At 75.2% G+C, this 26,440-nt stretch carries 25 protein-coding genes; 16 read left to right on the plus strand and 9 right to left on the minus strand.

All coding sequences use genetic code 11. The features are described from left to right. Window positions 1-135 precede the first annotated feature (135 nt). Window positions 136-1,386 carry a chitinase gene (locus ACH4SL_RS02250; RefSeq protein ID WP_398441419.1) on the plus strand — a complete coding sequence of 417 codons (1,251 nt, stop codon included), beginning with the start codon at window positions 136-138 and terminating at the stop codon, window positions 1,384-1,386. A gap of 127 nt (window positions 1,387-1,513) precedes the next feature. Then, the gene (locus ACH4SL_RS02255) at window positions 1,514-1,939 is read left to right on the plus strand and encodes a hypothetical protein (protein ID WP_398441421.1); all 426 of its coding nucleotides are present in this window, start codon (window positions 1,514-1,516) and stop codon (window positions 1,937-1,939) included. Between the two features lie 31 nt (window positions 1,940-1,970). Here ACH4SL_RS02255 and ACH4SL_RS02260 read toward each other — a convergent pair whose 3' ends face one another. Next, window positions 1,971-4,511: a tetratricopeptide repeat protein gene (locus ACH4SL_RS02260; RefSeq protein ID WP_398441422.1), complete on the minus strand. Its 2,541-nt coding sequence runs from the start codon at window positions 4,509-4,511 to the stop codon at window positions 1,971-1,973. Window positions 4,512-4,687: 176 nt separating this feature from the next. Next, the gene (locus ACH4SL_RS02265) at window positions 4,688-5,266 is read right to left on the minus strand and encodes a TetR family transcriptional regulator (RefSeq protein WP_398441423.1); all 579 of its coding nucleotides are present in this window, start codon (window positions 5,264-5,266) and stop codon (window positions 4,688-4,690) included. Window positions 5,267-6,236: 970 nt separating this feature from the next. Between ACH4SL_RS02265 and ACH4SL_RS02270 the strand changes: the two genes are divergently transcribed. The 5 genes from ACH4SL_RS02270 to ACH4SL_RS02290 all read left to right on the plus strand — a co-directional run bounded on the left by ACH4SL_RS02270 (window position 6,237) and on the right by ACH4SL_RS02290 (window position 11,411). Next, window positions 6,237-7,499, plus strand: coding sequence for a carboxylesterase family protein (locus ACH4SL_RS02270; protein WP_398441424.1), 1,263 nt, complete (start codon window positions 6,237-6,239; stop codon window positions 7,497-7,499). A gap of 252 nt (window positions 7,500-7,751) precedes the next feature. Further along, entirely contained in the window at window positions 7,752-8,111 is a 360-nt protein-coding gene (locus tag ACH4SL_RS02275) for a hypothetical protein (RefSeq protein WP_398441425.1), read from the plus strand. 147 nt (window positions 8,112-8,258) lie between these two features. After that, window positions 8,259-9,146, plus strand: coding sequence for an SDR family NAD(P)-dependent oxidoreductase (locus ACH4SL_RS02280; protein WP_398441426.1), 888 nt, complete (start codon window positions 8,259-8,261; stop codon window positions 9,144-9,146). Window positions 9,147-9,399: 253 nt separating this feature from the next. Then, a complete protein-coding gene (locus ACH4SL_RS02285) occupies window positions 9,400-10,293 on the plus strand; it encodes a RimK family alpha-L-glutamate ligase (RefSeq protein ID WP_398441427.1) in 894 nt (297 codons plus the stop codon). After that, window positions 10,290-11,411, plus strand: a complete 1,122-nt coding sequence (locus ACH4SL_RS02290) for a RimK family alpha-L-glutamate ligase (protein ID WP_398441429.1) — start codon at window positions 10,290-10,292, stop codon at window positions 11,409-11,411. Before ACH4SL_RS02285 ends, ACH4SL_RS02290 begins: the two co-directional genes overlap by 4 nt. A 31-nt stretch (window positions 11,412-11,442) precedes the next feature. On the opposite strand, the gene ACH4SL_RS02295 is transcribed toward ACH4SL_RS02290, so the two are convergent. The 5 genes from ACH4SL_RS02295 to ACH4SL_RS02315 all read right to left on the minus strand — a co-directional run bounded on the left by ACH4SL_RS02295 (window position 11,443) and on the right by ACH4SL_RS02315 (window position 17,341). After that, window positions 11,443-12,609, minus strand: a complete 1,167-nt coding sequence (locus ACH4SL_RS02295; RefSeq protein ID WP_398441430.1) for a hypothetical protein — start codon at window positions 12,607-12,609, stop codon at window positions 11,443-11,445. 157 nt (window positions 12,610-12,766) lie between these two features. Then, window positions 12,767-14,833 carry a SpaA isopeptide-forming pilin-related protein gene (locus ACH4SL_RS02300; RefSeq protein ID WP_398441431.1) on the minus strand — a complete coding sequence of 689 codons (2,067 nt, stop codon included), beginning with the start codon at window positions 14,831-14,833 and terminating at the stop codon, window positions 12,767-12,769. Window positions 14,834-15,059: 226 nt separating this feature from the next. Further along, entirely contained in the window at window positions 15,060-15,875 is an 816-nt protein-coding gene (locus ACH4SL_RS02305; protein WP_398441432.1) for an SAM-dependent methyltransferase, read from the minus strand. Window positions 15,876-15,916: 41 nt separating this feature from the next. After that, a complete protein-coding gene (locus tag ACH4SL_RS02310) occupies window positions 15,917-16,357 on the minus strand; it encodes a nuclear transport factor 2 family protein (RefSeq protein WP_398441433.1) in 441 nt (146 codons plus the stop codon). Between the two features lie 63 nt (window positions 16,358-16,420). After that, window positions 16,421-17,341 carry a zinc-binding dehydrogenase gene (locus ACH4SL_RS02315; RefSeq protein ID WP_398441434.1) on the minus strand — a complete coding sequence of 307 codons (921 nt, stop codon included), beginning with the start codon at window positions 17,339-17,341 and terminating at the stop codon, window positions 16,421-16,423. 135 nt (window positions 17,342-17,476) lie between these two features. On the opposite strand from ACH4SL_RS02315, the gene ACH4SL_RS02320 reads away from it, so the two are divergent. From ACH4SL_RS02320 to ACH4SL_RS02340, 5 genes are all read left to right on the plus strand, one after another. After that, on the plus strand, window positions 17,477-18,541 hold the full coding sequence (locus tag ACH4SL_RS02320; protein ID WP_398441436.1) for a LysR family transcriptional regulator: 1,065 nt from the start codon (window positions 17,477-17,479) through the stop codon (window positions 18,539-18,541). Window positions 18,542-18,581: 40 nt separating this feature from the next. Further along, window positions 18,582-18,992, plus strand: coding sequence for a YciI family protein (locus ACH4SL_RS02325; RefSeq protein WP_398441437.1), 411 nt, complete (start codon window positions 18,582-18,584; stop codon window positions 18,990-18,992). Window positions 18,993-19,069: 77 nt separating this feature from the next. After that, complete coding sequence (locus tag ACH4SL_RS02330; RefSeq protein WP_398441880.1) at window positions 19,070-20,209, plus strand: RNA polymerase sigma factor; 1,140 nt, start codon at window positions 19,070-19,072, stop codon at window positions 20,207-20,209. Between the two features lie 19 nt (window positions 20,210-20,228). Further along, complete coding sequence (locus ACH4SL_RS02335) at window positions 20,229-20,837, plus strand: TetR/AcrR family transcriptional regulator (protein ID WP_398441439.1); 609 nt, start codon at window positions 20,229-20,231, stop codon at window positions 20,835-20,837. Window positions 20,838-21,043: 206 nt separating this feature from the next. Next, window positions 21,044-21,565 (plus strand): SPW repeat protein, encoded by a 522-nt coding sequence (locus ACH4SL_RS02340; RefSeq protein WP_398441440.1) that lies wholly within the window; start codon window positions 21,044-21,046, stop codon window positions 21,563-21,565. A 76-nt stretch (window positions 21,566-21,641) separates the two neighbouring features. Here ACH4SL_RS02340 and ACH4SL_RS02345 read toward each other — a convergent pair whose 3' ends face one another. Together ACH4SL_RS02345 and ACH4SL_RS02350 are read right to left on the minus strand one after the other, a co-directional pair. Beyond that, entirely contained in the window at window positions 21,642-21,911 is a 270-nt protein-coding gene (locus ACH4SL_RS02345; RefSeq protein WP_398441441.1) for a DUF6295 family protein, read from the minus strand. 5 nt (window positions 21,912-21,916) lie between these two features. Next, the gene (locus ACH4SL_RS02350; protein WP_398441442.1) at window positions 21,917-22,732 is read right to left on the minus strand and encodes a dienelactone hydrolase family protein; all 816 of its coding nucleotides are present in this window, start codon (window positions 22,730-22,732) and stop codon (window positions 21,917-21,919) included. 49 nt (window positions 22,733-22,781) lie between these two features. Between ACH4SL_RS02350 and ACH4SL_RS02355 the strand changes: the two genes are divergently transcribed. The 4 genes from ACH4SL_RS02355 to ACH4SL_RS02370 all read left to right on the plus strand — a co-directional run bounded on the left by ACH4SL_RS02355 (window position 22,782) and on the right by ACH4SL_RS02370 (window position 26,434). Further along, on the plus strand, window positions 22,782-23,327 hold the full coding sequence (locus ACH4SL_RS02355; protein WP_398441443.1) for a MarR family winged helix-turn-helix transcriptional regulator: 546 nt from the start codon (window positions 22,782-22,784) through the stop codon (window positions 23,325-23,327). A gap of 109 nt (window positions 23,328-23,436) precedes the next feature. Beyond that, complete coding sequence (locus tag ACH4SL_RS02360; RefSeq protein WP_398441881.1) at window positions 23,437-25,041, plus strand: MFS transporter; 1,605 nt, start codon at window positions 23,437-23,439, stop codon at window positions 25,039-25,041. An 82-nt stretch (window positions 25,042-25,123) separates the two neighbouring features. Then, the gene (locus ACH4SL_RS02365) at window positions 25,124-25,645 is read left to right on the plus strand and encodes a SigE family RNA polymerase sigma factor (protein ID WP_398441444.1); all 522 of its coding nucleotides are present in this window, start codon (window positions 25,124-25,126) and stop codon (window positions 25,643-25,645) included. Between the two features lie 51 nt (window positions 25,646-25,696). Next, a complete protein-coding gene (locus tag ACH4SL_RS02370; protein ID WP_398441445.1) occupies window positions 25,697-26,434 on the plus strand; it encodes a hypothetical protein in 738 nt (245 codons plus the stop codon). The last annotated feature ends 6 nt before the right edge of the window (window positions 26,435-26,440 follow it).

Here is a 26,440-nt window from a genome sequence, read left to right on the forward strand (position 1 = left end):
CCGCGCCGTGTCCACGGGGGGAGTTGGTCTAGTCCTCTTGACGCGGTACACCTGTGCGCGCTTTGGTATGTACCAACTCAGGCCTGAGATGAACTCCTCCTCCCCCCCCCACCACTTCACGCCCGAGGGGCTTTCATGCACCTTGCCAAATGGGTGGCTTCCGCCTCCGCGCTCACCCTCGCGACCGCCGGCGCCGTCCTCGCCCTGGCCCCCGCCGGCAACGCCGCGGCGACCAGCACCTACGCCGTCGCGCCCTACGTCGACATGTCCAACAGCCAGGAGGGCCTGCTCGACCAGGCCATCACCGGCCACGGGCTCAAGGCCTACACCGCGGCCTTCGTGCTGGGCTCCGGCTGCAACCAGATCTGGGGCGACACCCTCCCGATCGGCAACGACTCCTTCACCGACCCGCTGATCGCGAAGGCGAAGTCCGAAGGCGCGTCCGTCATCATCTCGTCCGGCGGCGCCAGCGGCCTGCCGCTCGCCTGGACGTGCTCCACGCAGAGCTCGATCGTGTCGGGCTACCAGGCGCTCATCAACGACTACGGCGTCACGCAGCTGGACTTCGACATCGAGGGCGCCGCGATCGCCGACACCGCGGCCGTCGCCCGCCAGATGCAGGCGATGAAGACGCTCAAGGCGTCGAACCCGAACCTGCAGTTCTCCGTGACGCTGCCCGTCCTCGCCAGCGGGCTCACCGGCGACGGCGTCAACATCGTCAAGGCCGCCAAGACCGCGGGCGTCAAGATCGACGTCGTCAACATCATGACGATGGACTACTACTCGGGCACGGGCACCGAGATGGGCCAGGGCTCGGTCGCCGCGGCCCAGGCCACGCTGGGCCAGATGCAGTCCGTCGACTCGAGCTACGGCTACGCCAACCTCGGCATCACGCCGATGATCGGCAAGAACGACGACGGCTCCACCTTCACCCTCGCCGACGCCCAGACCGTCGAGTCCTTCGCCGAGCAGCACGACGTCGGCCGCCTCGCCTTCTGGGCCGTGACCCGCGACCAGGCGTGCGGCGGCGGCGCCAACTCCCTGTCCACGTGCAGCCAGATCAGCCAGAGCACGCTGCAGTTCACCGACATCTTCCTGAAGTACGCGGGCGGTTCGGGCGGTACGAGCGGCGGCACCACCAACGGCGGGACGACGAACGGCGGGACCACCGCCGGGACCACCAACGGCGGCACCACGACCGGCGGTTCGACGACCGGCGGCAGCGGCAACTGCACCGTCTCCTCGTGGAGTTCGTCCGCGATCTACACCGGCGGCAACCAGGTCTCCTGGAAGGGCCACAACTGGCAGGCCAAGTGGTGGACGCAGGGCGAGGAGCCCGGCACCACCGGCGAATGGGGTGTCTGGCAGGACCTCGGGGCCTGCTGAGCCCGCCCCCTTCCGACCCGGCACGCCCTTCGGCCCGGCCCCGCTCGCGGGGGCCGGGCCGAAGGGCGTACACGGCGTGCCGGAGGAGGGCCATGATGGTGCGGGGACGCGAACGAGGGGGGACGCGATGCTCGCTCAACTGGCCGCCAACTGCCACCAGGGGAACTGCACCGGTCATATCGACAACACACCCGCCTACTTCATCTTCGGCGGCATCGGCGCGGTCATGCTGATCGGGATCGCCTTCGCGGCGGGCGACAGCGCGAGCCGCCACCGGATCATGACCCGGGGGGTCGCGGCGACCGCCGAGATCGTGAAGGTCGCCCCGCGCAACTTCCTGCGGGACGGGATGGTCCGGCTGGACCTGACCCTCGCCGTGACACCGCCGGACGGCGAGGCCTTCGAGGTCGAGACCGACCACACCTTCCCGATCACCGACCTGCCCAAGGCGGGGTGGACGCTCCCGGTGCGCTACCGGGAGGAGAACCACTACCGCGTCCTCGTCTCGGGCGAGCCCGTCCCGCCCGACTCGGCCGCCGAGCCCGCACCCTGACACCTCGGGGACGGAACCGCGCCGGGGAGGGTCAGCCGCCGTCCGCGGCCGCGGCCCGCCTGCGCCAGTGGGCGAGGAACTTGCGGGTGGTCGCTGTCTCCGGGTGGTCGGAACCGAACAGCCGGACGCGGTCGGCGAGTAGTTCGGCGAGAGCTTCCGCGGCGCCCGCCGGGTCGCCCGCACGCCCCCGCCAGATCGCGAGGCTGTCGCGGGTGACGAGGGTCATGGGGTGGTCGGGTCCGTGGATGCGCAGCCGGTCGGCGAGCAACTCGGTGTAGGCCTCGACGGCTTCCCGCGGGTCGCCCGCGCGCCCCCGCCAGCGGGCGAGGTAGCTGCGGGTGGTGAGGGTGTCGGGGTGGTCGGGGCCCAGCACCCGCAGGCGGCCGTGCAGAACGTCGGCGAAGGCCGCCACCGCGCCCGCCGTGTCCCCCGCCCTGCCCTGCCACTGGGCGAGGTTGTGGCGCGTCGCGAGGGTGTCCGGGTGGTCCGGGCCCAGGATGCGCAGCCGGTCGGCGAGCAGCGCGACGTAGGCCTCGACGGCGCCCGCGGGGTCTCCCGCGTGGCCCACCCAATGGGCGTGGTTGTGGCGGGCGTTGAGGGTGAAGGGGCTGTCCGGGCCCATGACGCGTACGTGGTCGGCGGCGATCTCGGCGAGGCTCCCGGCGGCCCGGGCCGGATCGCCCGCGTGCCCCTGCCAGCGCGCGAGGTTGTTGCGGGTGGCGAGCGTCATGGGGTGGTCGGGGCCGAGGATGCGCAGCCGGTCGGCGAGCAGTTCGGTGAACAGCTCGACGGCGCCCGCCGTGTCGGCCGCGATCCCGCGCCACTCGGCGTGCTGGTCGCGCACGACGAGCGTGCTGGGGTGGTCGGGCCCCAGGACGCGGACGTGGTCGGCCACGAGGGCGGTGAAGGCCGCCACGGCGCCCGCCGCGTCGCCCGCCAGCCCCCGGCAGCGGGCGATGTTGTGGCGCGCGGTGAGGAGGTTGGGGTGCTCGGGCCCGAGGGCGCGCTCCATGGCGGCGGCGACCGCGGTGAACTGCCCGGCGGCGCCGCTCGGGTCGCCGGCCTCGCCGCGCCAGAAGGCCTCGTTGTGGCGGGCGACCAGGGTGTGGCGGTGGTCGGCGCCGATGTGGCGGGCGGCCGTCTCCGCGAGGTGCCGGAAGTACGCGGCGGCCGCGCCGGGTTGGCCCGCCTCGCCCCAGCTCGTGCCGGCCCGGAAGAACACCGAGTTGGCGCCGGATCCGTACAGGCACCCGGAGTCGTCCGTGCAGGACATCAGCGCGGCGGCGCAGTTGCGCAGGGCCTGGGCCAGGGCGGTGTCCCGCTCGACCTTCGGCCAGGCCGCCCGCAGCGCGTCGGCCGCCGCGTCGGCGGCTCTCCCGTACTCCTCCCGCGGCAGGGCCTCCCGCGTCGCGCGCTGGACGACCTGGTGGACGCGGACCCGCCGCTCGGCCCCGTCCTCCTCCGCCCCCGGCGCGGTGAGGAGGCTGACGCGGTGCAGCGCCCGCAGCGCGTCCTCTGCGTCCTCGGCTGTCACCTCGGGCGCTCCCGCCTCCGGTGCCGGCGCCCCCGAACGGGCCTGCTCGGCAAGGTAGTCCAGCGCGTGCGGGTCGGTGAGGACCGCCGCCGGGATGCCGTCGGGTGCGAGGAAGGCGGTCAGCTCCAGCATGGGGCGGGCGAGCCCGGCGGGGCGGAGCTGGTCGGCGTACTCCACGGACAGGCTCCACGCCGCCGCCATGGTGTGCGCCTGGTCGTCCGGCAGCGCGTCCGGGCTGAGGTCGGCCAGCGTGCGGACCTGCCGCGCCAGCCGCTCGCGGTACGCGCCCACCCGGATCCCGGCGTCCACGATGTACGCCGCCGCCTGCGACAGCGCCAGCGGCAGGCAGCCCAAGTCGGCTGCCAGGGAGGCGAGTTCGTCCGCGGATCCGGTACGTCCGGCGGCGCCGAGCGCCGCGTCCAGATACGCCACGGCCTCCCGCGGAGTGAAGACGCCGACCTCCACCAGCCGCCGGTCGCCGCGCGCGAGGGCCGCGTCCCGCCGCCGGGTCGTGAGCACCGTCCGCCCCGCCGGGACGGCCGGCGGCCACAGCCCCGTCAGGTCGTTGGGGTCGGCGACGTCGTCCAGGACGACCAGCCACCGCCGGTGACCCGCCTCCAGCCACGCCAGGAACCTCCCGGCCGCCTGCCGCGGGTCCGCCGGATCCGCCCCGCACACCTCCGTACCGGCCTGCGCGAAGGCGGCGACCACCGCGTCCCGGCCGGTCGCCGTCACCCACACCAGCAGCTCGGCACCCTCCGCGCGGCCCCGCTCCTCCCGGGCGAAATCGGCGGCCAGTTGCGTCTTGCCGACCCCGCCCATGCCCGTCAGCACCTGGCACAGCACCGCGGTGCCGCCGCCCGCCACCGCCTGCCGCAGCCGCGCCCGCTCGGCCCGGTCCTGGAACGCGCCCGCCCGCGGCGGCACGACCCCCACCGTGTGCGGCCACACCACCTCGCCGCGCGGGGCGAGATGCACATGCCGGTGCAGCTGCCCGATCACGCCCGCGGCCACCGAACCGGAGCCCCCGGCGGTCACGGTCACCTCCCCGCCCGCGGCGAGCCCGCCCCCCGCCGCTTCCCTGCCTGCGGCGAGCCCGCCCCCCGCCGCCTCCCCGCCCGCAGGCCCCGAACCCACCGCACACACCCCCGGAGAACCGGACATCCGAATGACGACGCCCGTCGAGCGTAGGCCCAGGCGACCGCCCGCAGGGGTCAGGCCAGCAGCGCCGCCACCGCCGCCACGACGACCTCGCGGCGGCGGGCCGCGGACGTCGGGGCGGACACCGCGTCGTACTCGGGCACGTTGCTGCTCCAGAAGCCGGACAGGTGCAGGACGAGGCCCAGCAGCTCGGAGGCGGAGTAGCGGGTCGGCAGGACGCCCGCGTGCTGGGCCTCCTCGATCGCGCGGACCTTCGCGCGGGTGCTCTCCGCGACGACCGGCAGCTCCACGCCGCTGCCCGCGCGCTCCAGGCGGTACCAGGTCGCGAGGCGCTGGACCCACGGGCGCTCGGCGTAGGAGTCGTGCAGACGGCCCGCGTATTCGGGGAGATTCGCCGGGTCGATCGGGACGGCGTCCAGGGTCCGCCGGCACATCTCGTCGAAGACGGCGTCGAAGAGGCCGTCCTTGCTGCCGAAGTAGTGGTAGATCTGCGCCTTGTTGCTGCGGGCCTCCGCCGCGATGCGGTCGACGCGGGCGCCCGCGATGCCGTACGCGGCGAATTCGGCGGTCGCCGCGTCCAGCAGGCGGCGCCGGGTCGCTTCCGCGTCGCGGGCGGGGACGTCCTTGGTCATACCGCCAGCCTATCAACTAACCGGACAGTTGACACAGGGGGTACGGAGCTGTCCCGGCCGCGCGGATGCCGCCGCGCCGCCGGGACAGAACAATGGAGGGAGGGAGGGGCCGGGCGCCCGCGCCGGGCCCGCTCCGGCCCCGCGCCGAGCCCGTTCGGCCCACCCCCGGACCTGCCTCGGCCCCGCGTCGGTACCGCTCCGGCCCTGCGTCCGGCCCGTCCCGCGTCTGGCTCGCGCCGGGCGGGCTGGGCGGGTGCTCTGCCCTTGCGCCGGGCGGGCTGGGCGGGTGCTCGGCCCTTGCGCCGGGCGGGCTGGGCGGGTGCTCGGCCCTTGCGCCGGGCGGGCTGGGCAGGTGCTCTGCCCGCTGCCGGGTCCGTGCGGGCGTTGGGTTCGCGCCCGGCGTCCTGCGTCGGGTTCGCGTCCGGCGTGCAGGGCGGGTGCCCGGTCCGTGCGGGGCGGGCCCGGATGGTGCCTCGCGCGCTGGTGCCGGGCTTGCCCGGCATGTGTCCGGGGGCCAGCCCGGGGCGTTGGGTTCGCGCCCGGCGTCCGGCTCGCGCCCGGCGGGCGGGGCGGGTGCTCGGTCCGCTGCCGGGTCCGCGCGGGGTGTCGGGCTCGCGCCTGGCGTCGGCGTCCGGCTCGCGTCCGGCGTCCTGCGTTGGGTTCGCGCCCGGCGGGCGGGGCGGGTGCTCGGTCCGCTGCCGGGTCCGCGCGGGGTGCTGGGTTCGCGCCTGGCGTCCGGCGTCGGGTCCGCACGGGCCCAGCCCGGAGCGCCTGGCGTCCGGCGTCGGGTTCGCGTCCGGCGTCCTGCGTCGGGGGCGCGCCTTGCGCGCTGGTGCCGGGGCCGTACGGGTCCAGCCCGGAGCGCCTGGTCCGCTCCCGGCGCCGGCTCGCGGCTCGCGACCCGCCTGCGGGACGGGTGACCGGCCCGCGGCCCGGGTTCGTTTCGCGTTCGTCATCGGAGGTGCGCACGATGGTCGACCGGCCCGCCGTTCGTACGCCGCACGGGGTGGTGCGGGGGACGGTCGAGGGCGGGGTCGCCGCCTACCGGGGCATGCCGTACGCCGTTGCCGGGCGGTTCGCGGCGCCGCGGGACGCGCTCGGGTGGACGGGGGTGCGGGACGCGAGCGCGGTCGGGCCCGCGGCGCCGCAGCCGCCCTCGCGGCTCGCGGCCGTCATGGGGCCGGGCGGCGGGCTCGCGCAGAGCGAGGACTGCCTGACCGTGAACGTCTGGACGCCCGACCTGCACGGCGAGGGCGGCACCGGCCTGCCCGTCCTGGTGTGGCTGCACGGCGGCGGCTTCTCCAGCGGCTCCGGCGGCGAGGACTTCTACGCCGGGGCGCAGCTCGCCGCGCACGGGCGGATGGTCGTCGTGACCGCCAACTACCGCCTCGGCGCCTTCGGTTACGCCTACCTCGGCCCGGAGACGGCGGCCGTCAACCCGGGGCTGCTCGACCAGCTCGCCGCCCTGCGCTGGGTGCGCGCGTCGGCGCCCGCGTTCGGCGGCGACCCGGCGCGCGTCACCCTCGCCGGCCAGTCCGCGGGCGCCCTCTCCGCCCTCGCGCTCCTCGCGCACCCCGCGGGCCGCGGCCTCTTCGCCCGGGCCGTCCTCCAGAGCCCCCCGGCGGGCGTCGCCCCCGCCGTCCCGGAGCAGGCGACGGCCCGCACCCGGCGCCTGGCGGAGCTGGCGGGGACGGCGGACCTCCGCGCCCCCGACGCCACCGCCCTGCTCCGCGCCCAGCAGGACCTCGCCCGGGAGCGGGACGAGCCGCTGTCCGTGACCCCGGCGCTGCAACTGGTCGCGGCGGGCGGGCTGCCCCGCGACCTCGTCGGGGCCGCGCGCACGGACGTGCCGCTCCTGGCCGGGACCGCCCGGGAGGAGGCGCGGGCCTTCTTCCCCGGCGCGGCGGCGGGCGCCCTCGCCGAGGTCACCGCCCGGGGCTTCACCGACGGCACCCTCCGGCTCGCGGCCCGGGCCGCCACCGCGTACGTCTACCGCTTCGACTGGGCCCCGCAGGGCAGCCCGCTCGGGCCCTGCCACTGCATCGAGCTGCCCTTCGTCTTCGGCGCCGACCGGCCCGTGTGGGGCGCGGCGCCCATGCTCGCGGGCGCCGACCCGGCGGAACTGCGCCGCCTGACCGCGGAGGTCCAGGGCGCGTGGGCCGCCTTCGTCCACACCGGCGACCCGGGCTGGCCCGCGTACCCGCAGGTCAGGAGCTTCGGGTACGGCGCGTAGCGCGCTCTGCGCGGGGCGGTCGCGGCCTTCCCCCCATGACCGGGGCGGCCCGCGCCGGTCAGCCCCCCGTACGGCGGTTGCGCCTCCGCGCTGCCTCCGCGCCGGATCCGCGGCTTCCGCGCCGCCACCGCGGCCCCCGCGGCCCCCGCGGCCTCCGCGTCCACCGCGCCGCCTCCGCCGCCTCCGCGGCCTCCGCCCCCGCGGGCGGGAACGCCGTCGACACCGCCCCGCGGCCCCGCCGAAAATCGCGCCATGAGCCTTTCCGTGCACACCTTCCGCTACGACGCCGAGGGCGGCCACGACTTCCTGGACGATCCGGCGAACGGCGCCGAGCTGGCCGGATTCGAGAGCACGCGCAAGCGGCTGTGGGGCGGCGAGGGCGTCACGGCCCTGGGGGCGCGGTATTTCCCGCGGCTCGCGCGCGAGGACCTGTACGTCGAGCGGGACGACATCGCGGACTTCCTCGCCGAGTGCGCGCTGCTGCGCCCGCATCTGGACGACCTGGCCGAACGCGGCGGCTACCTCCCCGACTACGTCCGCGCGCGCTTCGCCAACATCGTCGCGGCCGCCGAGCGGGCGAGGAGCGTCGGCGGCGGCATCGTCGTCTGGTGACCGCCGGGGTCCGGTGAGCGCGGCGCGCCCGGCAGCCGCCCCGGGCGCGACACGCACGTCTATCAACTAACCGATCAGTTGACAACGCTCGTCGGGCGAGGTTCCATGGAGGAGGTTGCTAATCAACCGGTTAGTAAGGAGAGAGCGATGTCGGAGCAGAACACCACCACCCCCCTCGTCTTCCTGGTCAGCGGCGCCTCGCGCGGCCTCGGGCGGGAGATCGTGACGGCCGCGCTGGCCGCCGGGCACCGGGTCGTCGCCGGGGTCCGCAAGCCCGGCGCGCTCGACGACCTCGCCGGGGAGTACGGGGAGCGGCTCGCCGTGACCGAGCTGGACGTCACCGACGACGCGGCGGCGCGGGCCGCGGTCCGTACCGCCGTCGACCGCTTCGGGCGGCTCGACGTCCTGGTCAACAACGCGGGGTACGCGAACGTCGCCTCCGTCGAGGACGTCGCCTTCGACGACTTCCGCGCCCAGGTCGACACCAACCTCTTCGGTGTCGTCCGCCTCACGCAGGCCGCGCTGCCGGTCATGCGCGAGCAGCGCGCCGGGCGCATCGTGCAGGTCTCGTCCGTCGGCGGACGGCTCGCGACCCCCGGGCTCGGCGCGTACCAGTCCGCGAAGTGGGCGGTCGGCGGCTTCTCGTCGGTGCTCGCCGCCGAGGTCGGCCCGCTCGGCATCAAGGTGACCGTCATCGAGCCCGGCGGCATGAGCACCGACTGGGCCGGGTCCTCGATGCGGGTCGACCCCCTGCGGCCGGAGTACGAGGAGACGGTCGGCGCGATGGCGCGCATGCACTCCCCGCAGACGCTGGCGGCGAGCGACCCGGTGAAGGTGGCCCGGCTGGTCCTGGACGTCGTCGGCCTCGACGAACCCCCGCTGCGGCTGCTCGTCGGGCCGGACGCGTACGCGTACGCCACGGCCGCGGGCCGCGCGCTGCTCGCGTCCGACGAGCGGTGGCGGGAGTTGAGCGAGTCGACGACCACGGACGGCGCCGGTGCCGAGCAGACCGACCCGCTGGGGCAGTCCCGCTGATCGCTGGCCGCTGGGCGCTGGGTGGGCGCTGGCTGTTGGGCGTCGACTGATGGCCGCCGGCCGTTACCGCTCCTCGCGCGCTCACCGCCGAATCCCGCGGGGCCGTACGCCCAACCGTCAACCACCGCTCACCCGCGCGGAGTTGACGGGGCCGCAACCGGCCCCAGGGACGCGTGGCATCCTGTGACCTTCACGCCCCGCCGGACACCGTCGGAAGGACGGCCCGGGGGAGGGGCGGGGGGAGGGGGGTCCCATGAAGCTGTGCTTTCTGGTGGAGGAGAACTACCGCCACGACGGGATGCCGGTCGAGGTGATCCGGCAACTCGGCGCGTGGGGACACCAGGTGGACGTGCTGCGGCCCGGCGGCTCGCTGCTGCGGATGACCGACCTGCTGCGGACGGCCGCGCACGACGCGTGGGTGCTCAAGACCGTCTCCGGCGGGCCCGGCCTCACCCTGCTGGAGGCCGCCGCGTCCGCCGGGCTCACGACCGTCAACGACGCGCGGGCCATCCGCCGGGTGCGCGACAAGGCGCTCGCCGCCGCGATCGGCCGGGCGGGCGGGCTGCCGATGCCGGTGACCTACGCCGCCGCCCGGCCCGAACTCCTCGCCGAGATACCGGAGTCGGACTACCCGCTGGTCGTCAAGCCCGCGGACGGCAGCTCGGGGCGGGCCGTGCACCTCGTCGCCACACCCGCCGCGCTCACCGCCCTCACCCCGGAGTTGCGCGGCGAGGGCCTGCTCATCGCGCAGCCGTACGTGCCCAACTCCGGTGTGGACATGAAGGTCTACTGCGTCGGCGACGACTTCTACGCCACCGAGCGCCGCTCCCCGCTGCACCCCGACCTGCCGCAGCCGGAACGCCGGGTGCCGCTGCCGCGCGAGGTCGCGGCGATCGCCGCGCGGGTCGGTGCGGTGTACGGGCTCGACCTCTACGGCCTCGACGTCCTCCTCGCGCCGGACGGCCCGGTCGTCGTGGACGTCAACGACTTCCCGAGCTTCCGGCAGGTCCCGGACGCGGCCGCGCGGGTCGCCGCCGCCGTCCTCCACCTGGCGCGCGACCGGCGACCGGCGCCCGCCGCCCCGCCCCTGCCGCAGGCCCCGCCGGTCCCGCCCACCCCGGCCCCGGCGGCCGTCCCGGTCCCATGAGCGCCACCCCCGCCTCCGGCGGCACCCAGGACCCGCGCGACAGGGCCGCCCTGCGCGCCGCGGGGGCCGAACCGATGCGCGGCGTGCGCGACACGGGCGCCGCACCGGCGGACGCCGACCTCGCGGGCGCCCTGCGCGACACGGCCGCCCCGCGCGACACGGCCGCCGACCCCGCAGCCACCGACCCCGCGGGCACCGACCCCGCAGGCAGCGACCCCGCGGGCCCGCGCGCCGCCCGGTCCCGCGGCAGGAGCCCGCTGGGCGCGGCCTCGCAGGCTCCGGCGCCCCGGGTGCGGCGGCCGTTGCGGGTCGGGATCGTCACGCCCGACCCCGGCCACCCGCTGCTCGCCGCGGCCGCCGCGCTGCTGGCGGGCGGCGGCGCGAGCGTCGAGGTGCTGGACCCGGCGGCCCCCCGCCCGCCGGGCGAGCCCGCCGACGTCTACCTGCTCAAGTCCCGTACTCCGCAGGCCCTGGAGCTGGCCCGTGCGCTGGAGGCCGAGGGCGCAAGGGTCGTCAACACCGCGACCGCGACCGCCCGTTGCCAGGACCGCGCCGCCATGGCCGCCGACGCCCTGCGCGCCGGGCTGCCCTTCGCCGCGACCCGCAGCTACGCCTCACCCGCCGAACTCGCCGCCGCGGAGGGCGGATCCGGGCCCGTCGTCGTCAAGAGCAGGCACAGCCGCAAGGCCGACACCGTCGTACGGCTCGAAGGCCCCGCCGCCGTAAGGGACTTCGCGGCCACCGCGCCCGCCGAGCCGTACGTCGTCCAGGACTTCGTGCCCAACTCCGGCTGGGACCACAAGCTCTACGCCATCGGCCCGCACGTCTTCACCGCCCGCCGCCGTTCCGAACTCGCCGCGCCCACCGCCGACACCGGCCCGCTGCCCGCCGCCCTCCCGCCCGCCTGGCGGGACCTCGTCCGCCGCACCGGCGCCGCCTTCGGCCTCGACGTCTACGGCGTGGACGTCGTCGCGACCCCCGCGGGCCCCGTCGTCGTGGACGTCAACGCCTTCCCCGGCCTGCGCGGCCGCCCCGGCGCCCCCGAGGCGCTCGCCGCACTCGTGCTGCGCGGTGCGGGCGGCTGGACGGCCGCGACATGCGGCGGCCCCTGGGCGTGAACACCCGCGCGGGCGCAGGGCGGCGCTGGTGTCACGGCGGTCCGGACCCGTTCAGCCAGAACGCCCCGTACACCGCCGCCCCCAGCGCGCACACCGCCAGTACGGTGACCCGCCACCGCACCCGCAGCCGTCCCAGCGCGGCCGCCACCGGCACCAGCACGCCGAACGCGGGCATCAGCAGCCGCGGCTTCGAACCGAAGTAGCCCGACGAGCACAGCGCCAGCGCGAGCACGATCCCCGTGTAGACCTGGACGGGCAGCGGCAGCCGCGGCCCGCCGTCGCGGAAGCCCCGCACATACCCCCACAGCAGCACCCCGACACCCGCGGTGAGCAGCACCCCGCCCACGTACGGCGGGCGCGTCGCGAGCCCGCCGGTGAAGCGCGCGAAGGCCGCCCCGCCGTCGAAGCCGTTGCCCCAGCCCTTCTGCACGTCCAGGTAGCCGAACAGGCTGCCGCGCCGGGCGCCCACCCACAGCACGTACGCGGCTGCCCCGGCCGGGGCGAGCACCGCACCGGCCACCAGCCGCACCGAGACCCCGGCGCGGCGCGCCTGCGTCCCTGCGGCCACCAGCACCGCGCAGGCCACCGCCAGCCCGATCGGGCGGGTCAGCCCGGCGCCCGACGCCAGCAGGCCCGCGGCGATCCACCGCCCGTCCAGCGCGCACCACAGCGACCACGCAGCGAGCGCCGTGAACAGCGATTCGCTGTACGCCATCGACTGCACGATCCCCACCGGCAGCGCCGCCCACAGCACGACGGCGGCGACCGCGACGTCCGGGCGGTCCGGCACCGACCGCCGCACCACCGCGTGGATGCCCGCGGCCGCCGCGAGCGAGGCCACCGCCGACACCAGCAGCCCGGCGTCCGGCTCCGCGAGCCCGGTCAGCCACGACACCGACCGCTCCAGCCACGGCAGCAGCGGGAAGAAGGCCAGGTCCGACAGCCGCCGCCCGTCCGGCGCCGTCAGCACGTAGCCGTAGCCCCGGTCGATGACGCGCACGTACCAGAGCGAATCCCAGCGCCGGGAGAGCAGCGTCACCGCGCTCTTGCCGTTCGCCGCCGACCAGAGCGCGAGCACCACCAGCCCGGCGGCGCGCACCGCCACGTAACCGGCCAGCGCGACGAGCTGCCCGCGCCGGTCCCTGTCCGCGCCCGGCGCGGGCAGCGGGCGCCGCGCCGGGTGACCTGCCGTCAGCACCGCATCCGGCTCTCGCTCTCGTCGGGGAACGGTCGGCGGGAGTCCGGTCGTGCGGTGTGCTGCGCGCTGCCGTGCCCCCCGCCGCATCCTACGGGGACGACGCGAAGGTGCCCGGGCCCCGCTCCTGCGGACCCCGGGCACCTCGTGCGGTTCAGCCTCAGTAGGCGGGCCTGTCGTCGCAGGGCTTGTACTCGGTGGGCTTGCACGGCTCCGGCGGGCACTTCGCGTCCGCGACGGTCACGGCCGCGTCCGGGTCGCCCGCCGTGAGCACGACGGTCGTGACGCCCGGTTCGGCCAGCTCGTACCCGTCGGGCGCGGCCGTCTCCTGCCAGTAGTACGTGCCGAGGGGCAGGTCGTCGGCGGTGCAGATGCCGTCGGGGCCGGTGGTGCAGGGGGCTCCGACCGGGGTGTCGGGGTTGGTGCCGGTGGTCTGGAGGCCGGTGACGCCGTTGGTCTCGTGCCACAGCTGGAAGGTCGCGCCTGCGAGGGGGGTGCCGGTGGTGGCGTCGGTCTTGGTGACGGTGGTGCTGCCGGTCGGTTCGGTGGCGGGGGTGTCCTTGGCCGTGACGTCGGCGTGCTGGCCGTCCGTGGTGAGCTGCACGTCGAAGACCGCGGGGTCGGGCAGTTCGTAGCCGGGTGGCGGGGCGGTCTCCTGCCAGTAGTACGTGCCGAGGGGCAGGTCGTTCGCGGTGCAGATGCCGTCGGGGCCGGTGGTGCAGGGGGCGCCGACCGAGGTGTCGGGGTTGGTGCCGGTGGTCTGGAGGCCGGTGACGCCGTTGGTCTCGTGCCACAGCTGGAAGGTCGCGCCCGCGAGGGGGGTGCCGGTGGTGGCGTCGGTCTTGGTGACGGTGGTCGAGCCGGTGTCCTCGCGGGACGCGGCGTCCCGCGCCGTCACGGCGACGTTCTGCCCGGCCGTGTCCAGTACGGCCTCGGTGACCGGGTCGGCCACCACGTAGCCGGGTGGCGGGGCGGTCTCCTGCCAGTAGTACGTGCCGAGGGGCAGGTCGTTCGCGGAGCAGATGCCGTCCGCGCCCGTGGTGCAGGGGGCGCCGACCTGCGTGTCGGGGTCGGTGCCGGTGGTCTGGAAGCCGGTGACGCCGTTGGTCTCGTGCCACAGCTGGAAGGTCGCTCCCGCCAGCGGCGCCCCGGAGGCGGTGTCGACCTTCGTCACGGTCGTCGACGCGGTCGGCACGGGGACCGAGCAGTCCGGGAGGTCGCCGTTGAAGGGGTAGGCGTGGAATTCGTTGCCCCGCGTGCCCGGGGTGCCCGAGCCGCCCGAGGTGTGGAGGAGCGAGCCCGTCGTGAAGACCCGGCCGTTCACGCCGGGCATGTTCACCGTCGTCGTGCTCGCCTGGTTGCCGACCAGCACACTGCCCTGGAACTGCCCGCTGCCGGTGAGCGTGAGCGAGGACGCGTCCGGGACGTTCCACAGCATGGTGTCGCGGAGCTTGTTCCACGGGTCGTCGTCGGTGAGGTCGCCGCTCGTGGTGTTGATCGTCCGGGCGCCGCCGAGCAGGTTGACCAGCACGGTCGCGCCCGCAGGGATCCCGGCGAAGGCGAGCGCCTGCGAGCCGCCGCCGGTGTTCGTCAGGTCGAAGTCGACGTTGAAGACCTGGAGGGCGGAGGTGCCGTCGCCGGTGAAGGTCGTCTGGAAGCCTTCGTTGACCGCCGTGCCGGTGGCCGGGCGCTGCGTCGGGTCCCCGGCGTAGCACCGGCTCGCCGCCGTCAGCTCGTCGCGCAGCGGCTCGTACGCGGCGACCGCGTCCGCGTCGTGCGTCGTGGTGCCGTCGATCTCGCCGGACGTCGTGCCCGCGTACCGTACGACGCCGCCCTCGGCGATGAGCCGCTGGCCGTCCGCGACGGTCACGTCCCCGCCCGCGGTGAGGAAGTCCGCGCCGTCCGGCGGGGGGACGCGCGAGCCCGCGCCGACGATCCCGACGTTGTACGCGGCGCCGCCGAGCGCGTCCTTGTCGAGGTCGAAGTTGCCGAGGGTCACGACGTGGCCCTCGGCCTCCACGGCGCCCTGGCGCACGTCGAAGTCGCCGCCGACGAAGATGTTGACGCCCTCGTCGCGCCCCGCGAAGGGCCCGCTGTTGACGGGCGGGAAGACCGCGGGGCACTGCGCGCCCACGCACGGGCCGAGCCCGCCCGGGAGCCCTGCCGCGGAGGCGGTCGGCGAGGCGGCGACCGTCATGGCGAGCAGGGCGGATGTCACGGCGAGCACGGAGCTCACGGTTGCGGCGGCGCTTCGCTTCCTCCGGAAGCGGGCGAGATCCTGACGTTTCACCTGAGAGTCCCTCTCGACGCGCGAGCTCCATTCCTGCGGACGCGTCCAGGTTCCCGACCCCCCGCGCCCCTTCCCGCGGCGGCCCGCGGCCCGGAAGGGGGCGTCATCTGAATGCCGCGCGGATTCCACTCCGACGGGTGGGTGGGCGGCCCCGCGTAGAGGGCTAGAGGGACGGGGTGAGGGTCAGGTAGGCGAGGCCCAGGGTGAGGCGGTAGCCGCGGAGCCAGGCGGAGCGGTGGATGGTGAGGCGCTCGCGGGTGGCGGGCGCCTCGGGGTGGGTGGGGTGGGTGGCGAGCCAGACCTCCGCGTCGGCGAGGTAGCCAGACTCGAAGTCGTCCCACTCCGCGCGGTCCGCGGACTCGACCCACACCGGGCGGAAGCCCGCCGCCACCGCCGTGTCGACGAGGGTCGCGAGGTCCGTGTGGTCGGTGGCGGCGGCGCCCGGCCAGGAGGCCGCCAGCTCCGCGGGCGTGGGCTCGCGTTCCCAGAAGCCCTCGCCGAGGAGTACGCGGCCGCCGGGGCGCACCCGGGCGCGCAGCGCGGCGAGCGCCTCCGCCGTGTCCTCGGCGAGCGCGTGGCTCGCGCCGAGGCAGAGGACGACGTCGGCCTGCTCGTACGGGGTCTTCGCCGCGTCGCCCTCGACGAAGTCGGCCCGCCCGGCGAGCCCCCGGGCCGCCGCGTCGGCCCGGCCCCGCGCGAGGTCCGCGGTGTTGAGGTCGAGGCCGGTGCCGCGCGCCCGCGGGGCCGCCGCCAGGAGCCGCAGCATCAGCTCGCCCCAGCCGCAGCCGATGTCGAGGACGCGCCCGCCGTCCGGCGCCGCCGCCAGCACGGGGGCGAGCCGCTCCACCCAGCGCGCGGCCCGCGCCTCGCCGATCGGCCCGTGGAAGACCAGCCCGGTGAGCCGCGGCGGCCCGTCCGTACCGGCCCCGGCCTCGCTCGAAGGGGCCGGGGCCTGCGGTGCGTGCTCGGGTGACGTCATCCGGCGAACCTACGCACCGCCTGCCGCACCCGGCACCTCATTTACCGCCCCGACTCCGGCGGGAAGAGCGTCGCCGCCACGTGGTGCGTGTCCGCGTATTCGATCACCGAGGTGATCCGCCCCTCCCGCACCGTGTAGATCCCTATGCACCGGTTGTCGTACGCGGCGCCGTGCACCGTCTGCGCCTTCGACGTCCATTCGGCGACGACGCGCTCGCCCTCCGCGATCGTGCTGACCAGCTCGATCCGGACCGTGCCGGGCACGAACACCGTGCCCATGCTGCCGAGGAAGTCGTCCACGATCGTGTCCCGGCCCTGCCAGATCTTCGACGTCGGCAGCGAGCCGGGGTAGTGCCAGGTCGCGTCGGGCGCGAAGCTCTCGCGGATGACGTCCGCGTCGCCGTCGCGTACGGCCTCCACGTAGCGGATCACGACCGCCCGGGGGTCGGTGAGGGGGGCCTGCGGGGTGGTGGTCTCGTTCATGGCGCTGAACCTTTCTGAGGTGGAAAAGGAGGGAGGGGGCTGCGGGGGAGGCGGGAAATCCGGTCAGGACACCGTCAGCACCGCCTTGCCGCGGATCCTGCGCTCCCGCAGGTCCGTCAACGTCGCCGCCGTGTCCGCCCAGTCGGCGACGCGGCCGATCTCCGGGTGCAGCCGGCCGCCGGCGGTGAGGCGGACGAGCGCGGCGAGGTCCGCGTCGAGCGGGGTGTCCGCGTCGAGGTAGTGGAAGTGGCGGATGACCGCCGACTCCGGGCCCGCGAAGAAGTCGAAGAAGTCCAGCGTCACGGGGGTGCGGCTGGCCTGGCCGAACCAGACGAGGGTGCCGCGGCGGGCGAGCCGGGCGAGGGCGGCGGGGAGCGCGGCGCCGCCGGTGGATTCCAGGACGACGTCGTACGGGCCGTGCGCCGCGGTCACGTCGTGGACGACCTCGGCGGCGCCCAACTCGCGCAGCCGCGCCCCGCGTTCGGCGTCCCGGGTGACAGCGGTGACCTCGGCACCGGCGGCGGCCGCCAGCTCCGTGACGTAGTGGCCGACGCCGCCCGACGCGCCGGTGAGCAGGATCCGGCGGCCGGGGACGGGGCCCGCGGCGCGCAGCAGGCGCAGGGCGGTGAGGCCGGCGAGGGGGAGGGCGGCGGCCTGGACGGGGGTGACGGTGTCCGGGAGGACGGCGAGCGCGGTGGTGGGGACGGCCGCGAACTCCGCCCAGCCGCCGCCCATCGGGTGGCCGACGACCCGGGCGAAGCCCGCGGGGCCCGTGCCGTCCGCGGCGGGCTGGACGACGAGGCCTGCGATGTCCTTGCCGGGGCGGTCCCCGTCCGCGGGGGCCTCCAGCTTGAACGTCTCGCCCCGGTTGACGGAGAAGGCCTCGACCTTCACGAGCGCCTCGCCGGGCCCCGGTACGGGCTCCGGTACCTCGGCCAGCACGACGGATTCCGCGGCGTCCCCGGTGGGTATGTAGGCCTTCATCTCGGCTTGCCTCCTTCTGGTATGTTCTGCGGCGCCCTCGGCGTCTGGTGACCATCCCACCGCCCCGGGCCCGTCGCGGGCCAACAACCTCCCGGCCCCGCTGACAACCGGAGGTTGTCGGCTACGGTCAGGGGCATGGACGCGGCTCCCGGACCCGGTATCGATCTCGACCTCGCCCATGTGCGGGCCTTCGCCGCCACCGCCGAGACGCTGCATTTCGGGCAGGCGGCCGCCCGGCTCGGCATCTCCCAGCAGGCGCTGTCCAAACGCGTCGCCCGCCTTGAGTCACTGCTCGGCGCCCGCCTCTTCGACCGCGACGGCGGCACCCGGCTCACCGACGCCGGGGAACGGTTCGCGCCCGCCGCGCGGGAGGCGCTGGCGGCGGGGGAGCGGGCGGTGGCCGCGGTGCACGGCGGGCGGCAGGCGCTGCGGCTCGACGTCTGGGGGCATCTGTACGCCCCGATGCGCACCGTCGCGCACGCCGCCGACGCCGCCGCGGCGGCCGACCCCGCGCTGCGGCTGGAGCCGGGGCCCGGACGGGACTGGCCCTCCGTCGCCGAGGCGCTGCTGAGCGGCGCGGCGGACGCCGGGTTCGGGCGGGTGCACCCGCTGCCCGACGGGCGGGACCGGGGGCTCGCCCACCGGCTCGTACGGCTGGAGCCGGTCGACGCGGTGGTCGGCGCCGCGCACCCGCTCGCCGGGGCGGCCGAGCTGCGCCCGTCCGACCTGCGCGACAGCGTCCTGTGGGCCCCCGCCGAGCTGCCGCGGCTGGACTTCCTGCGCCGCTTCGCCGACGAATTCGGCATCGCCGCCCGCCGCAGCGGCCCCAACCTCGGCCCCGACCACCTCGTCCAGCACCTGCGCGCCGACCCGAGCTGCTTCACGCTCGTGCCCGCGGACGCGCCCCTGCCGTCCACCGCGGGCCTGCGCGCGATCCCGCTGACCGGCCCCACACCGCTCTACGCCTGGTCCCTGGCCTGGCGCGACACCCCGCGCCACCCGCTGCTGGACGCCCTGCTCGGCGCCTTCACCGCGGCGGCCCGCGCCCGCCGCTGGCTCGACTACGTGCCGGGGCGCGACTGGCTCCCGGACGCCGACCACGCGCAGCTCGCACCGGGCGCGGGCGGCGGGGGAGAAAAAAACCCGGAAAACAGCGCGGGCGGTGTCGAGAACCGCGGGGCTGCTCCGTCCTCGAAGTGAAGGCGGCCACAATGGGCCGCACCGCACGGAGGAGACCACCATGGCCAAGTACCTGCTGCTCAAGCACTACCGGGGTGCTCCGGCGCCGGTCAACGACATCAGCATGGACCGGTGGACGCCCGAGGAGGTCACCGCGCACATCCAGTACATGCGGGATTTCGCGGCGAAGCTGGAGGAGACGGGCGAGTTCGTCGACGCGCAGGCGCTCGCACCCGAGGGCACCTGGGTCAGCTACGACGGCGCGGGGCGCCCGCCGGTCACCGACGGGCCGTTCGCGGAGACCAAGGACCTCATCGCGGGCTGGATGGTGATCGACGTCGACACCTACGAGCGCGCCCTCGAACTCGCCGGTGAGCTGTCCGCGGCCCCGGGCGCGGGCGGCCGGCCGATCCACGAGTGGCTGGAGCTGCGCCCGTTCATGACCGAAGCGCCCCCGACGATCACGGAGTGACGGTGCGCGAGGACCGTACGGGGGCCGGCCGCCACCCGGCCCCCGCCCCCGCCGGGTCCGCCCCCCTCGACGAGGCCCTGCTGCGCGCCCTGACCCCGTACGTCCTGACCGTCCTCGTCCGGCGCGGGGCGGAATTCGCCGCGGCCGAGGACGCGGTGCAGGACGCGCTCGTGGAGGCCGTACGCGTCTGGCCCGGCGAGCCGCCGCGCGACCCGCGCGGGTGGCTCGTCACCGTCGCGTGGCGGCGCTTCCTGGACGCCACCCGGGCCGAGAGCGCGCGCCGGCGCCGGGAGGACCAGGTCGACCGGGAGCCGCCGCCGGGGCCCGCGCCCGGCGCGGACGACACGCTGCGGCTGTACTTCCTGTGCGCCCACCCCGCGCTCAGCCCCTCCTCGGCGGTGGCGCTCACGCTGCGCGCGGTCGGCGGGCTCACGACGCGGCAGATCGCCCGCGCCTACCTCGTGCCCGAGGCGACCATGGCGCAGCGCATCAGCCGCGCCAAGCGCACCGTCTCGGGGGAGCGGCTGGACCGGCCCGGGGACGTCGGCACCGTGCTGCGCACGCTCTACCTGGTCTTCAACGAGGGCTACTCCGGCGATGTCGACCTCGCCGCCGAGGCGATCCGGCTCACCCGGCAGCTGGCCGCCGCGATCGACCACCCGGAGGTCGCGGGCCTGCTGGCGCTGATGCTGCTGCACCACGCCCGGCGCGCGTCCCGTACCGCGCCGGACGGCGCCCTCGTGCCGCTCGCCGAGCAGGACCGCGGCCGCTGGGACACCGACGCGATCACCGAGGGCGTGGCGGTCCTGCAACGGGCGCTGTCCCGCGACCGGCTCGGCGAATTCCAGGCGCAGGCGGCGATCGCGGCCCTGCACGCGGACGCGCCGACCGCCGGCGAGACGGACTGGGTGCAGATCGTCGAGTGGTACGACGAGCTGGAGCGGCTGACCGGCAGCCCGGTCGTCCGCCTCAACCGCGCGGTCGCGGTCGGCGAGGCGGACGGCCCGCGCGCGGGCCTGGCCGCGCTCGGCGCCCTCGACCCCGCGCTGCCGCGCCACACCGCCGCGTCCGCCTACCTCCACGAGCGGGCCGGGAACTTGCGCACCGCGGCCCGCCTCTACGCGGAGGCCGCCGGGCAGGCCGCCGCCCTCCCGGAGCGCACGCACCTGACCCGGCAGGCGGCCCGCCTCAACACGGCGCTGGACACGCCGCGTTGACGTGGCATCCTCGGGAGGCGTGGAGAACGCACGAGGCGTGGAGAACGTACGGGTGCGGCGGACGCGCAAGCTCCTGCGGGAAGCGCTCATCGAGCTGATCGAGGAGCGCGGCTTCGACCGCGTCACCGTCGGCGAGATCTGCGCGCGGGCGATGGTCAGCCGGGCGGCCTTCTACCGCAACCACCGGGACAAGTACCAGCTCGTCGAGACGATCTTCGACGAGGCCGTGGCGGAGATGCTCGGCGCGATAGGGGAGGGCGGCGGCGCGGACGGCACGGAGCGCACGCCGCTGCAGCGCTGGATCGGCTTCTACGAGCACATCGACGGCTACCACCGCTTCTACGGCGCCCTGCTCGGGCGGAACGGCAGCCCGTGGTTCGCCGACCGCATGCGCGCGACGCTCGCCGGGATGGTCGGCGCGCACCTGCCGCCCCCGCGGAACCAGGGCCCCGGACCCGGCTCCGGGCCCGATTTCGTACCGACCGTGCTCGCCGCGCTGTCGGTGCAGTCCATCGCGTGGTGGCTGGAGCGCGGGCGGCCCTGCCCGCCGCGGAGCATCGCCGTACGGTCGGCGCGGCTCGCCTCCGCCGTCCTCGCCGAGGCGCAGTCGTGGGACGCGGCGTGGTAATCGGACGAAAAGGGTAGCGGTGCGTCGCACGGGGCACACCGTGCGTGAACGGGGCAAAACATTCTGAATGTATGCCTCGTATAAGTGGCCACTCCGCTCCCCCCAGACCTACGCTGAGTTATGGATGCGGCACTTCGGGGCGGAGACCCGGAGACATCCGTCGGCAGAAACGAACTGCACTCTGCAATGCGAAGGAGGTGGCTCGAATGGCCACCGATTCGACTCACTCGACATCGCAGATCGACACCCATCCCGACCTGATGGCCCTGCGCGGCCGTTACGCCGAGGCCTCTGCGAAGCCGATCTCGGGGCTGATCGAGGGCCTGTGCCTGTTGACCGGTCTCTACCTCGCCATCTCGCCGTGGGTGGTGAACTTCACCGGGTTCACCGGCCTGCGCGTGAGCAACCTGATCACCGGTATCGCGCTCGCCGTGCTGGCGATGGGCTTCGGCTCCGTGCTGGAGCGGACCGTCGGCCTCGGCTGGTGCGCCATCGCGATCGGCGCGTGGACGATCGTCGCGCCCTGGGCGATCGCCGGACCGAACGCGGCCGTCACCCACACGATCGTCAACAACGCGATCGTCGGCGGCGTCGCCTGTGCGCTCGGGCTGGCCACGATGGGGCTCGGCATGATGGGCGGCAGCAAGCGCGGCTCCCGCGCGGCGTACCGCAGCGAGGCGGCCGCGGCCCGCAGCGAAGCGGCAGCAGACCGCAGCGCCCGCCGCTGACGCGGCACGGCCCCGCCGGAAGGGGCGCAGGGAACAGCACGTTCCCCGCGCCCCTTTCGTGCGCGGCGCCGCAAGGTCAGACCCGCATCTCCTTCGGGACCGCGTCCAGCGCGGCCTGGATCGCCTCGACCAGGCGCACCGCGGACTCCGCGGTGAGTTCGAGGGCGACCCGGGCGGCCGGGCCGCGCGAGGGGTCGGTGAAGTCGATGTTGAGCGTGTGCTCGGCCATCGCGTGCACGGGGTGGTCGAAGTAGACGGTCACGTCCGAGACGTGGAACCACCCGCCGTCGGGACCGGGCTTGGCGCTCCCGTCGACGACGTCCTTGATCGTGGTGTACGTGCACATGCCGCTCAGCCCTCCGCCGGCGCGAGGTGCCTGCCGTAGAAGGCCTCGATACGCTCCCAGCCGTCGTTGGCGGCGGCGACGTCGTAGCTCGGGCGGTGGGTGGCGAAGAAGGCGTGGCCCGCGCCGTCGTACGAGTGGAACTCGAAGTCCTTGCCGTGCTCGGTGAGGATCTGGCCCAGCTCGGCGACCTGCTCCGGGCTCGGGTACTTGTCCTCGTTGCCGAACAGGCCCAGCAGCGGCGCGCCCAGGTTCGGCAGGTCCGCGACGAGCGGGGTGACCTTCATGTTCATGCCTTCCGGCACCTCGCCGACGACGAAGGCGCCGTAGCAGTCCACGGCCGCGTCCACGTCGTCCAGCCGGCAGGCGGCGAGCACCGCCTGGCGGCCGCCGGAGCAGTGGCCGATGACGCCGATCCGGCCGTTGGCGTACGGCAGCGCGCGCAGGTACGCGGCGGCGCCGGCCACGTCGCCGACCAGCCGCTCGTCCGGGACGCCGCCGGCCGCGCGGCCCACGGCGGCCGCGTCGTCGGGGGCGGCGCCGGGGGCCTCGCGGTGGAAGAGGTTGGGGCAGATCGCGTCGTAGCCCATCTCGGCGAAACGGCGCACGAACTCCTTGGTGCCGCGGTCGTAGCCGGGAAGGTGGTGGATGACGACGACACCGCCGCGGCTGCGGGAGCCCGCGGGGCGGGCGAGATACGCCTCGATCTCGTCGCCGCCGTGGCCGGCGACCGTGGTCGTGGTGGCGAAGAGGGACCCGGCGGAGGTGTCCGGGAAGTCGGCTGGGTAGGCCGGGTGAGCGGAGGAAGCAGAGGCTTCAGTCATGCCGCCATCTCTACCATAAGGACGGACTGAACAGTTTATACTGAGAATCATGGAGCCCAGCGGCAGCTCGGACACGCACCAGGACGCGGCGGGCCCTCCGCCCGCCGCCCCGGAAGGCCTGCCCCCCTCGGCCGCGGCACCCGCCGAGCCCGACCTGCCGGACGAGCCCGGCACCCCCGCCCGGCTCGCCGCCGACCTGCGGGCCGCGCTCGGCCCGCTGGTACGGCGGCTGCGGCAGTTCAAGCCCAGCGACGAGCTGACCCTCTCGCAGACCTCGGCCCTGGTCCGGCTGGACCGCGAGGGCCCCGCGACCGCCTCGGAGCTGGCCACCGCCGAGGGCATCCGCCCGCAGTCCATGGCCACCATCGTCGCCCGGCTGTACGAGCGCGGCCTCGTCACCCGCGAGCCCGACCCCCGCGACGGCCGGCGCATCGTCGTCACCGTCTCCGAGGCCGGACGCGCGGGTCTGCGCGGCTCCCGCCAGGAGAAGGGCCGGCGGCTGACCCGCGCCATCACCGACGAGCTCACCCCCGAGGAACAGGCCACCCTCGCGGCGGCCCTCCCCCTGCTGGAGAGGATCACCCGGCGTGTCTGAGCCCGCGCACATACACCTCGCCGAAGGCGGCGGCAGCGGTGGCGCCACCGCGACCGGGGAGCGTCCCGACCGCTACAAGTGGGTCGCGCTGTCCAACACCAGCCTCGGGATGTTCATGGCCACGGTGGACTCCTCCATCGTGATCATCTCCATGCCGGCGATCTTCCGCGGCATCCACCTCGACCCCTTCGCGGCCGGCAACATCAGCTACCTGCTGTGGATGATCATGGGCTACCTGCTGGTCACCGCGGTCCTGGTGGTCACGCTCGGGCGGCTCGGCGACATCGTCGGCCGGGTGCGGATGTACAACCTCGGCTTCGTCGTCTTCACCCTCGCCTCCGTCGCGCTGTCCTTCGACCCCTTCCTCGGGCCGTCCGGCGCGCTGTGGCTCATCGGCTGGCGCGTGGTCCAGGCACTGGGCGGCTCCATGCTCATGGCCAACTCCGCCGCGATCATCACCGACGCCTTCCCCGCCCACCAGCGCGGCATGGCGCTCGGCATCAACCAGATCTCCGCGCTGTCCGGCCAGTTCATCGGCCTGGTCCTCGGCGGGCTGCTGTCCGCGTGGGACTGGCGCGCCGTCTTCTGGGTCAACGTCCCCGTCGGCATCCTCGGCACTATCTGGGCCTACCGCTCGCTGCGCGAGACCTCGGCACGCACCCGGTCCCGTATCGACTGGTGGGGCAACCTCACCTTCGCCGCCGGACTCGGCGCGATCCTCATCTCCATCACCTACGGCATCCAGCCCTACGCCGGCCACACCATGGGCTGGACCAGCCCCAAGGTCCTCGCCGGGCTCATCGGCGGCAGCGTGCTGCTGATCGCCTTCTGCGCCATCGAATCCCGCGTCGCGGACCCGATGTTCAACCTCGGGCTCTTCCGCAACCGCGCCTTCACCGCCGGCAACGCCGCCTCGCTGCTCGCGTCGATCGCGCGCGGCGGCCTGCAGTTCATGCTGATCATCTGGCTCCAGGGCATCTGGCTGCCGCTGCACGGCTACGACTTCGAGGACGCCCCGCTGTGGGCGGGCATCTTCCTGCTCCCCCTGACCGCCGGCTTCCTCATCGCCGGACCCCTGTGCGGCTGGCTGTCCGACCGCTACGGCGTACGGCTGTTCACCACCGGCGGCCTCGTGCTCTTCAGCAGCAGCTTCGTGGGGCTGCTGCTGCTCCCGATCACCTTCCCGTACTGGGCGTTCGCGCTGCTCATCATGTGCAACGGGATGGGCTCGGGGATGTTCTCGGCGCCGAACACCTCGGCGATCATGAGCAGCGTGCCGAACACGCACCGGGGGGCCGCGTCCGGGATGCGGTCCACGTTCCAGAACAGCGGCATGTCGCTGTCCATCGGCATCTTCTTCTCGCTGCTCATCGTCGGCCTCGCCGACCGCCTCCCCGCGGCCCTCTCCTCCGGCCTCCAGGCCCAGGGCGTCCCCGCCTCCACCGCGGCGCAGGCCGCGGCGCTGCCGCCGGTCTCGACGGTCTTCTCCGCCTTCCTGGGCATCAACCCCGTCCAGACCCTGCTGGGCCCCAGCGGCGTCCTCCCCACCCTCCCGGCCCACAACCGCGCGGTCCTCACCGGCAAGGAGTTCTTCCCGAACCTCATCTCCGCCCCCTTCCACCACGGCCTCGTCATCGTCTTCACCGCCGCCGCGGCGATGGGCCTGCTGGCGGCGACCGCGAGCATGCTGCGGGGCAGCGGGAAGAAGGGCTGAGGGGCGCGTGGGGGTGTAACGCACCGGGCGGGCCGAAACGTCTTCATGACGTGAGCGCTTCATCCGGAGGGGGCCGCACGCGGTGCGTACAGCACAGACCGAGGAGTACCTCGAATTCGCCCGTACGCGCACGGGCCCGCTCTACCGCTCGGCGTGCCTGCTGACCGGCGGCGACACCCACCTGGCGGAAGACCTCGTCCAGGAGACGCTGGGCCGGATGTACGTCGTCTGGGGCCGCCGCCGCGCCGGACTCGACAACCCGGCCGCGTACGCCCAGACGGTCCTCGTCCGGAACTTCCTCACCCACCAGCGCCGCCGCAGCAGCCGGGAGCGCCCCACGGCGGAACCGGTGGAGCCGCCACCGCGCCCGGCGTACGCGGCCGACGATCCCCACCTGCGCGTCGTACTGCTCGCCGCGCTGGCCCGGCTCAGCCCGAAGGACCGGGCCGTCCTGGTGCTGCGCTACTGGGAGGACCGCAGCACCGAGGAGACGGCCGCCGCGCTCGGTGTGAGCCCGGGGGCGATCCGGACCCGGTCCTTCCGCGCGCTGGACCGCCTGCGCGCCGAACTCGGCGACGCGCTGCCCGACCTGGTCGAGCACTGACCACGCCACCCCGTACCTTCCTCCGCGCCTTGTGAGGGCACCCCGATGCACGTGGACTTCGAAGACCGCCTCAACGCGACGCTGCGGCACGCGGCCGAGGCCTTCACCCCCGACGACCCGTCGGCGCTGGTGGCCGCGGGCCACGCCAGAGGCCGCCGACTCCGCCGCCGCCGGACGGCGGGGGTGGTGGCGGGGGCGGTGGCGCTGGTCCTGGTCGTGGTCGGCGGGGTGACGGCGGCAGCGGTCCTGCCGCGCCCCGGGGGCCCGGCCGACGTGCTGCCCCCGGCGACGACGCGCCCTGTCGTGAGCGGTGAGGAGATGTCCGCAGCCCTGACCTCGCGGCTGCCCTCCGGTCCTGTGACGAACGTCATGGATGAGCCGCCGCGTACGGGGGCACACCCCGCCCCCCCGTCCGCGTACGCCCTCCTCCAGGGGGATCTGGATTCCTACGAGGTCGGGGTCTCCGTCGGCAATGCCGACTCCGGCGACGCCACGTGCCCCTCGCCGACCCCGCCCGCGGAGTGCAGTGTGCTCCCGGCGAAGGGCGGCTCCCTCGTGATCACCGCGACCCCCGAGTTCACCAAGGACGGGTTCCACAACCCCCCGCGCATCTCCGTGTGGTTCTACAAGGACCACTACGCCGTCGCTGTCGAGGAGCGCGGCTCCATGCGCGGGGCACCGGACGACTTCCTGCTGGACCAGGCGGACCTCATACGTATCGCCGTCGACGACGTCTGGAAAGATCTCGCCGCGACACTGCCTCCGTCGATCCCGGGTCCGGCACTCTGACCGGCG

The organism is Streptomyces sp. NPDC021020 (genome assembly GCF_044333285.1).
In the GTDB taxonomy this organism is placed as follows: Bacteria; Actinomycetota; Actinomycetes; order Streptomycetales; family Streptomycetaceae; genus Actinacidiphila.

Coding starts and splice junctions, on each gene's coding strand:
- ACH4SL_RS02280 (WP_398441426.1), top strand. CDS start 8,259: ATGTCGGAGCAGAACACCACCACCCCCCTCGTCTTCCTGGTCAGCGGC.
- ACH4SL_RS02320 (WP_398441436.1), top strand. CDS start 17,477: ATGGACGCGGCTCCCGGACCCGGTATCGATCTCGACCTCGCCCATGTG.
- ACH4SL_RS02265 (WP_398441423.1), bottom strand. CDS start 5,266: ATGACCAAGGACGTCCCCGCCCGCGACGCGGAAGCGACCCGGCGCCGC.
- ACH4SL_RS02310 (WP_398441433.1), bottom strand. CDS start 16,357: ATGAACGAGACCACCACCCCGCAGGCCCCCCTCACCGACCCCCGGGCG.
- ACH4SL_RS02275 (WP_398441425.1), top strand. CDS start 7,752: ATGAGCCTTTCCGTGCACACCTTCCGCTACGACGCCGAGGGCGGCCAC.
- ACH4SL_RS02285 (WP_398441427.1), top strand. CDS start 9,400: ATGAAGCTGTGCTTTCTGGTGGAGGAGAACTACCGCCACGACGGGATG.
- ACH4SL_RS02270 (WP_398441424.1), top strand. CDS start 6,237: ATGGTCGACCGGCCCGCCGTTCGTACGCCGCACGGGGTGGTGCGGGGG.
- ACH4SL_RS02250 (WP_398441419.1), top strand. CDS start 136: ATGCACCTTGCCAAATGGGTGGCTTCCGCCTCCGCGCTCACCCTCGCG.
- ACH4SL_RS02345 (WP_398441441.1), bottom strand. CDS start 21,911: ATGTGCACGTACACCACGATCAAGGACGTCGTCGACGGGAGCGCCAAG.
- ACH4SL_RS02360 (WP_398441881.1), top strand. CDS start 23,437: ATGTTCATGGCCACGGTGGACTCCTCCATCGTGATCATCTCCATGCCG.
- ACH4SL_RS02350 (WP_398441442.1), bottom strand. CDS start 22,732: ATGACTGAAGCCTCTGCTTCCTCCGCTCACCCGGCCTACCCAGCCGAC.
- ACH4SL_RS02355 (WP_398441443.1), top strand. CDS start 22,782: ATGGAGCCCAGCGGCAGCTCGGACACGCACCAGGACGCGGCGGGCCCT.
- ACH4SL_RS02325 (WP_398441437.1), top strand. CDS start 18,582: ATGGCCAAGTACCTGCTGCTCAAGCACTACCGGGGTGCTCCGGCGCCG.
- ACH4SL_RS02290 (WP_398441429.1), top strand. CDS start 10,290: ATGAGCGCCACCCCCGCCTCCGGCGGCACCCAGGACCCGCGCGACAGG.
- ACH4SL_RS02340 (WP_398441440.1), top strand. CDS start 21,044: ATGGCCACCGATTCGACTCACTCGACATCGCAGATCGACACCCATCCC.
- ACH4SL_RS02315 (WP_398441434.1), bottom strand. CDS start 17,341: ATGAAGGCCTACATACCCACCGGGGACGCCGCGGAATCCGTCGTGCTG.
- ACH4SL_RS02305 (WP_398441432.1), bottom strand. CDS start 15,875: ATGACGTCACCCGAGCACGCACCGCAGGCCCCGGCCCCTTCGAGCGAG.
- ACH4SL_RS02255 (WP_398441421.1), top strand. CDS start 1,514: ATGCTCGCTCAACTGGCCGCCAACTGCCACCAGGGGAACTGCACCGGT.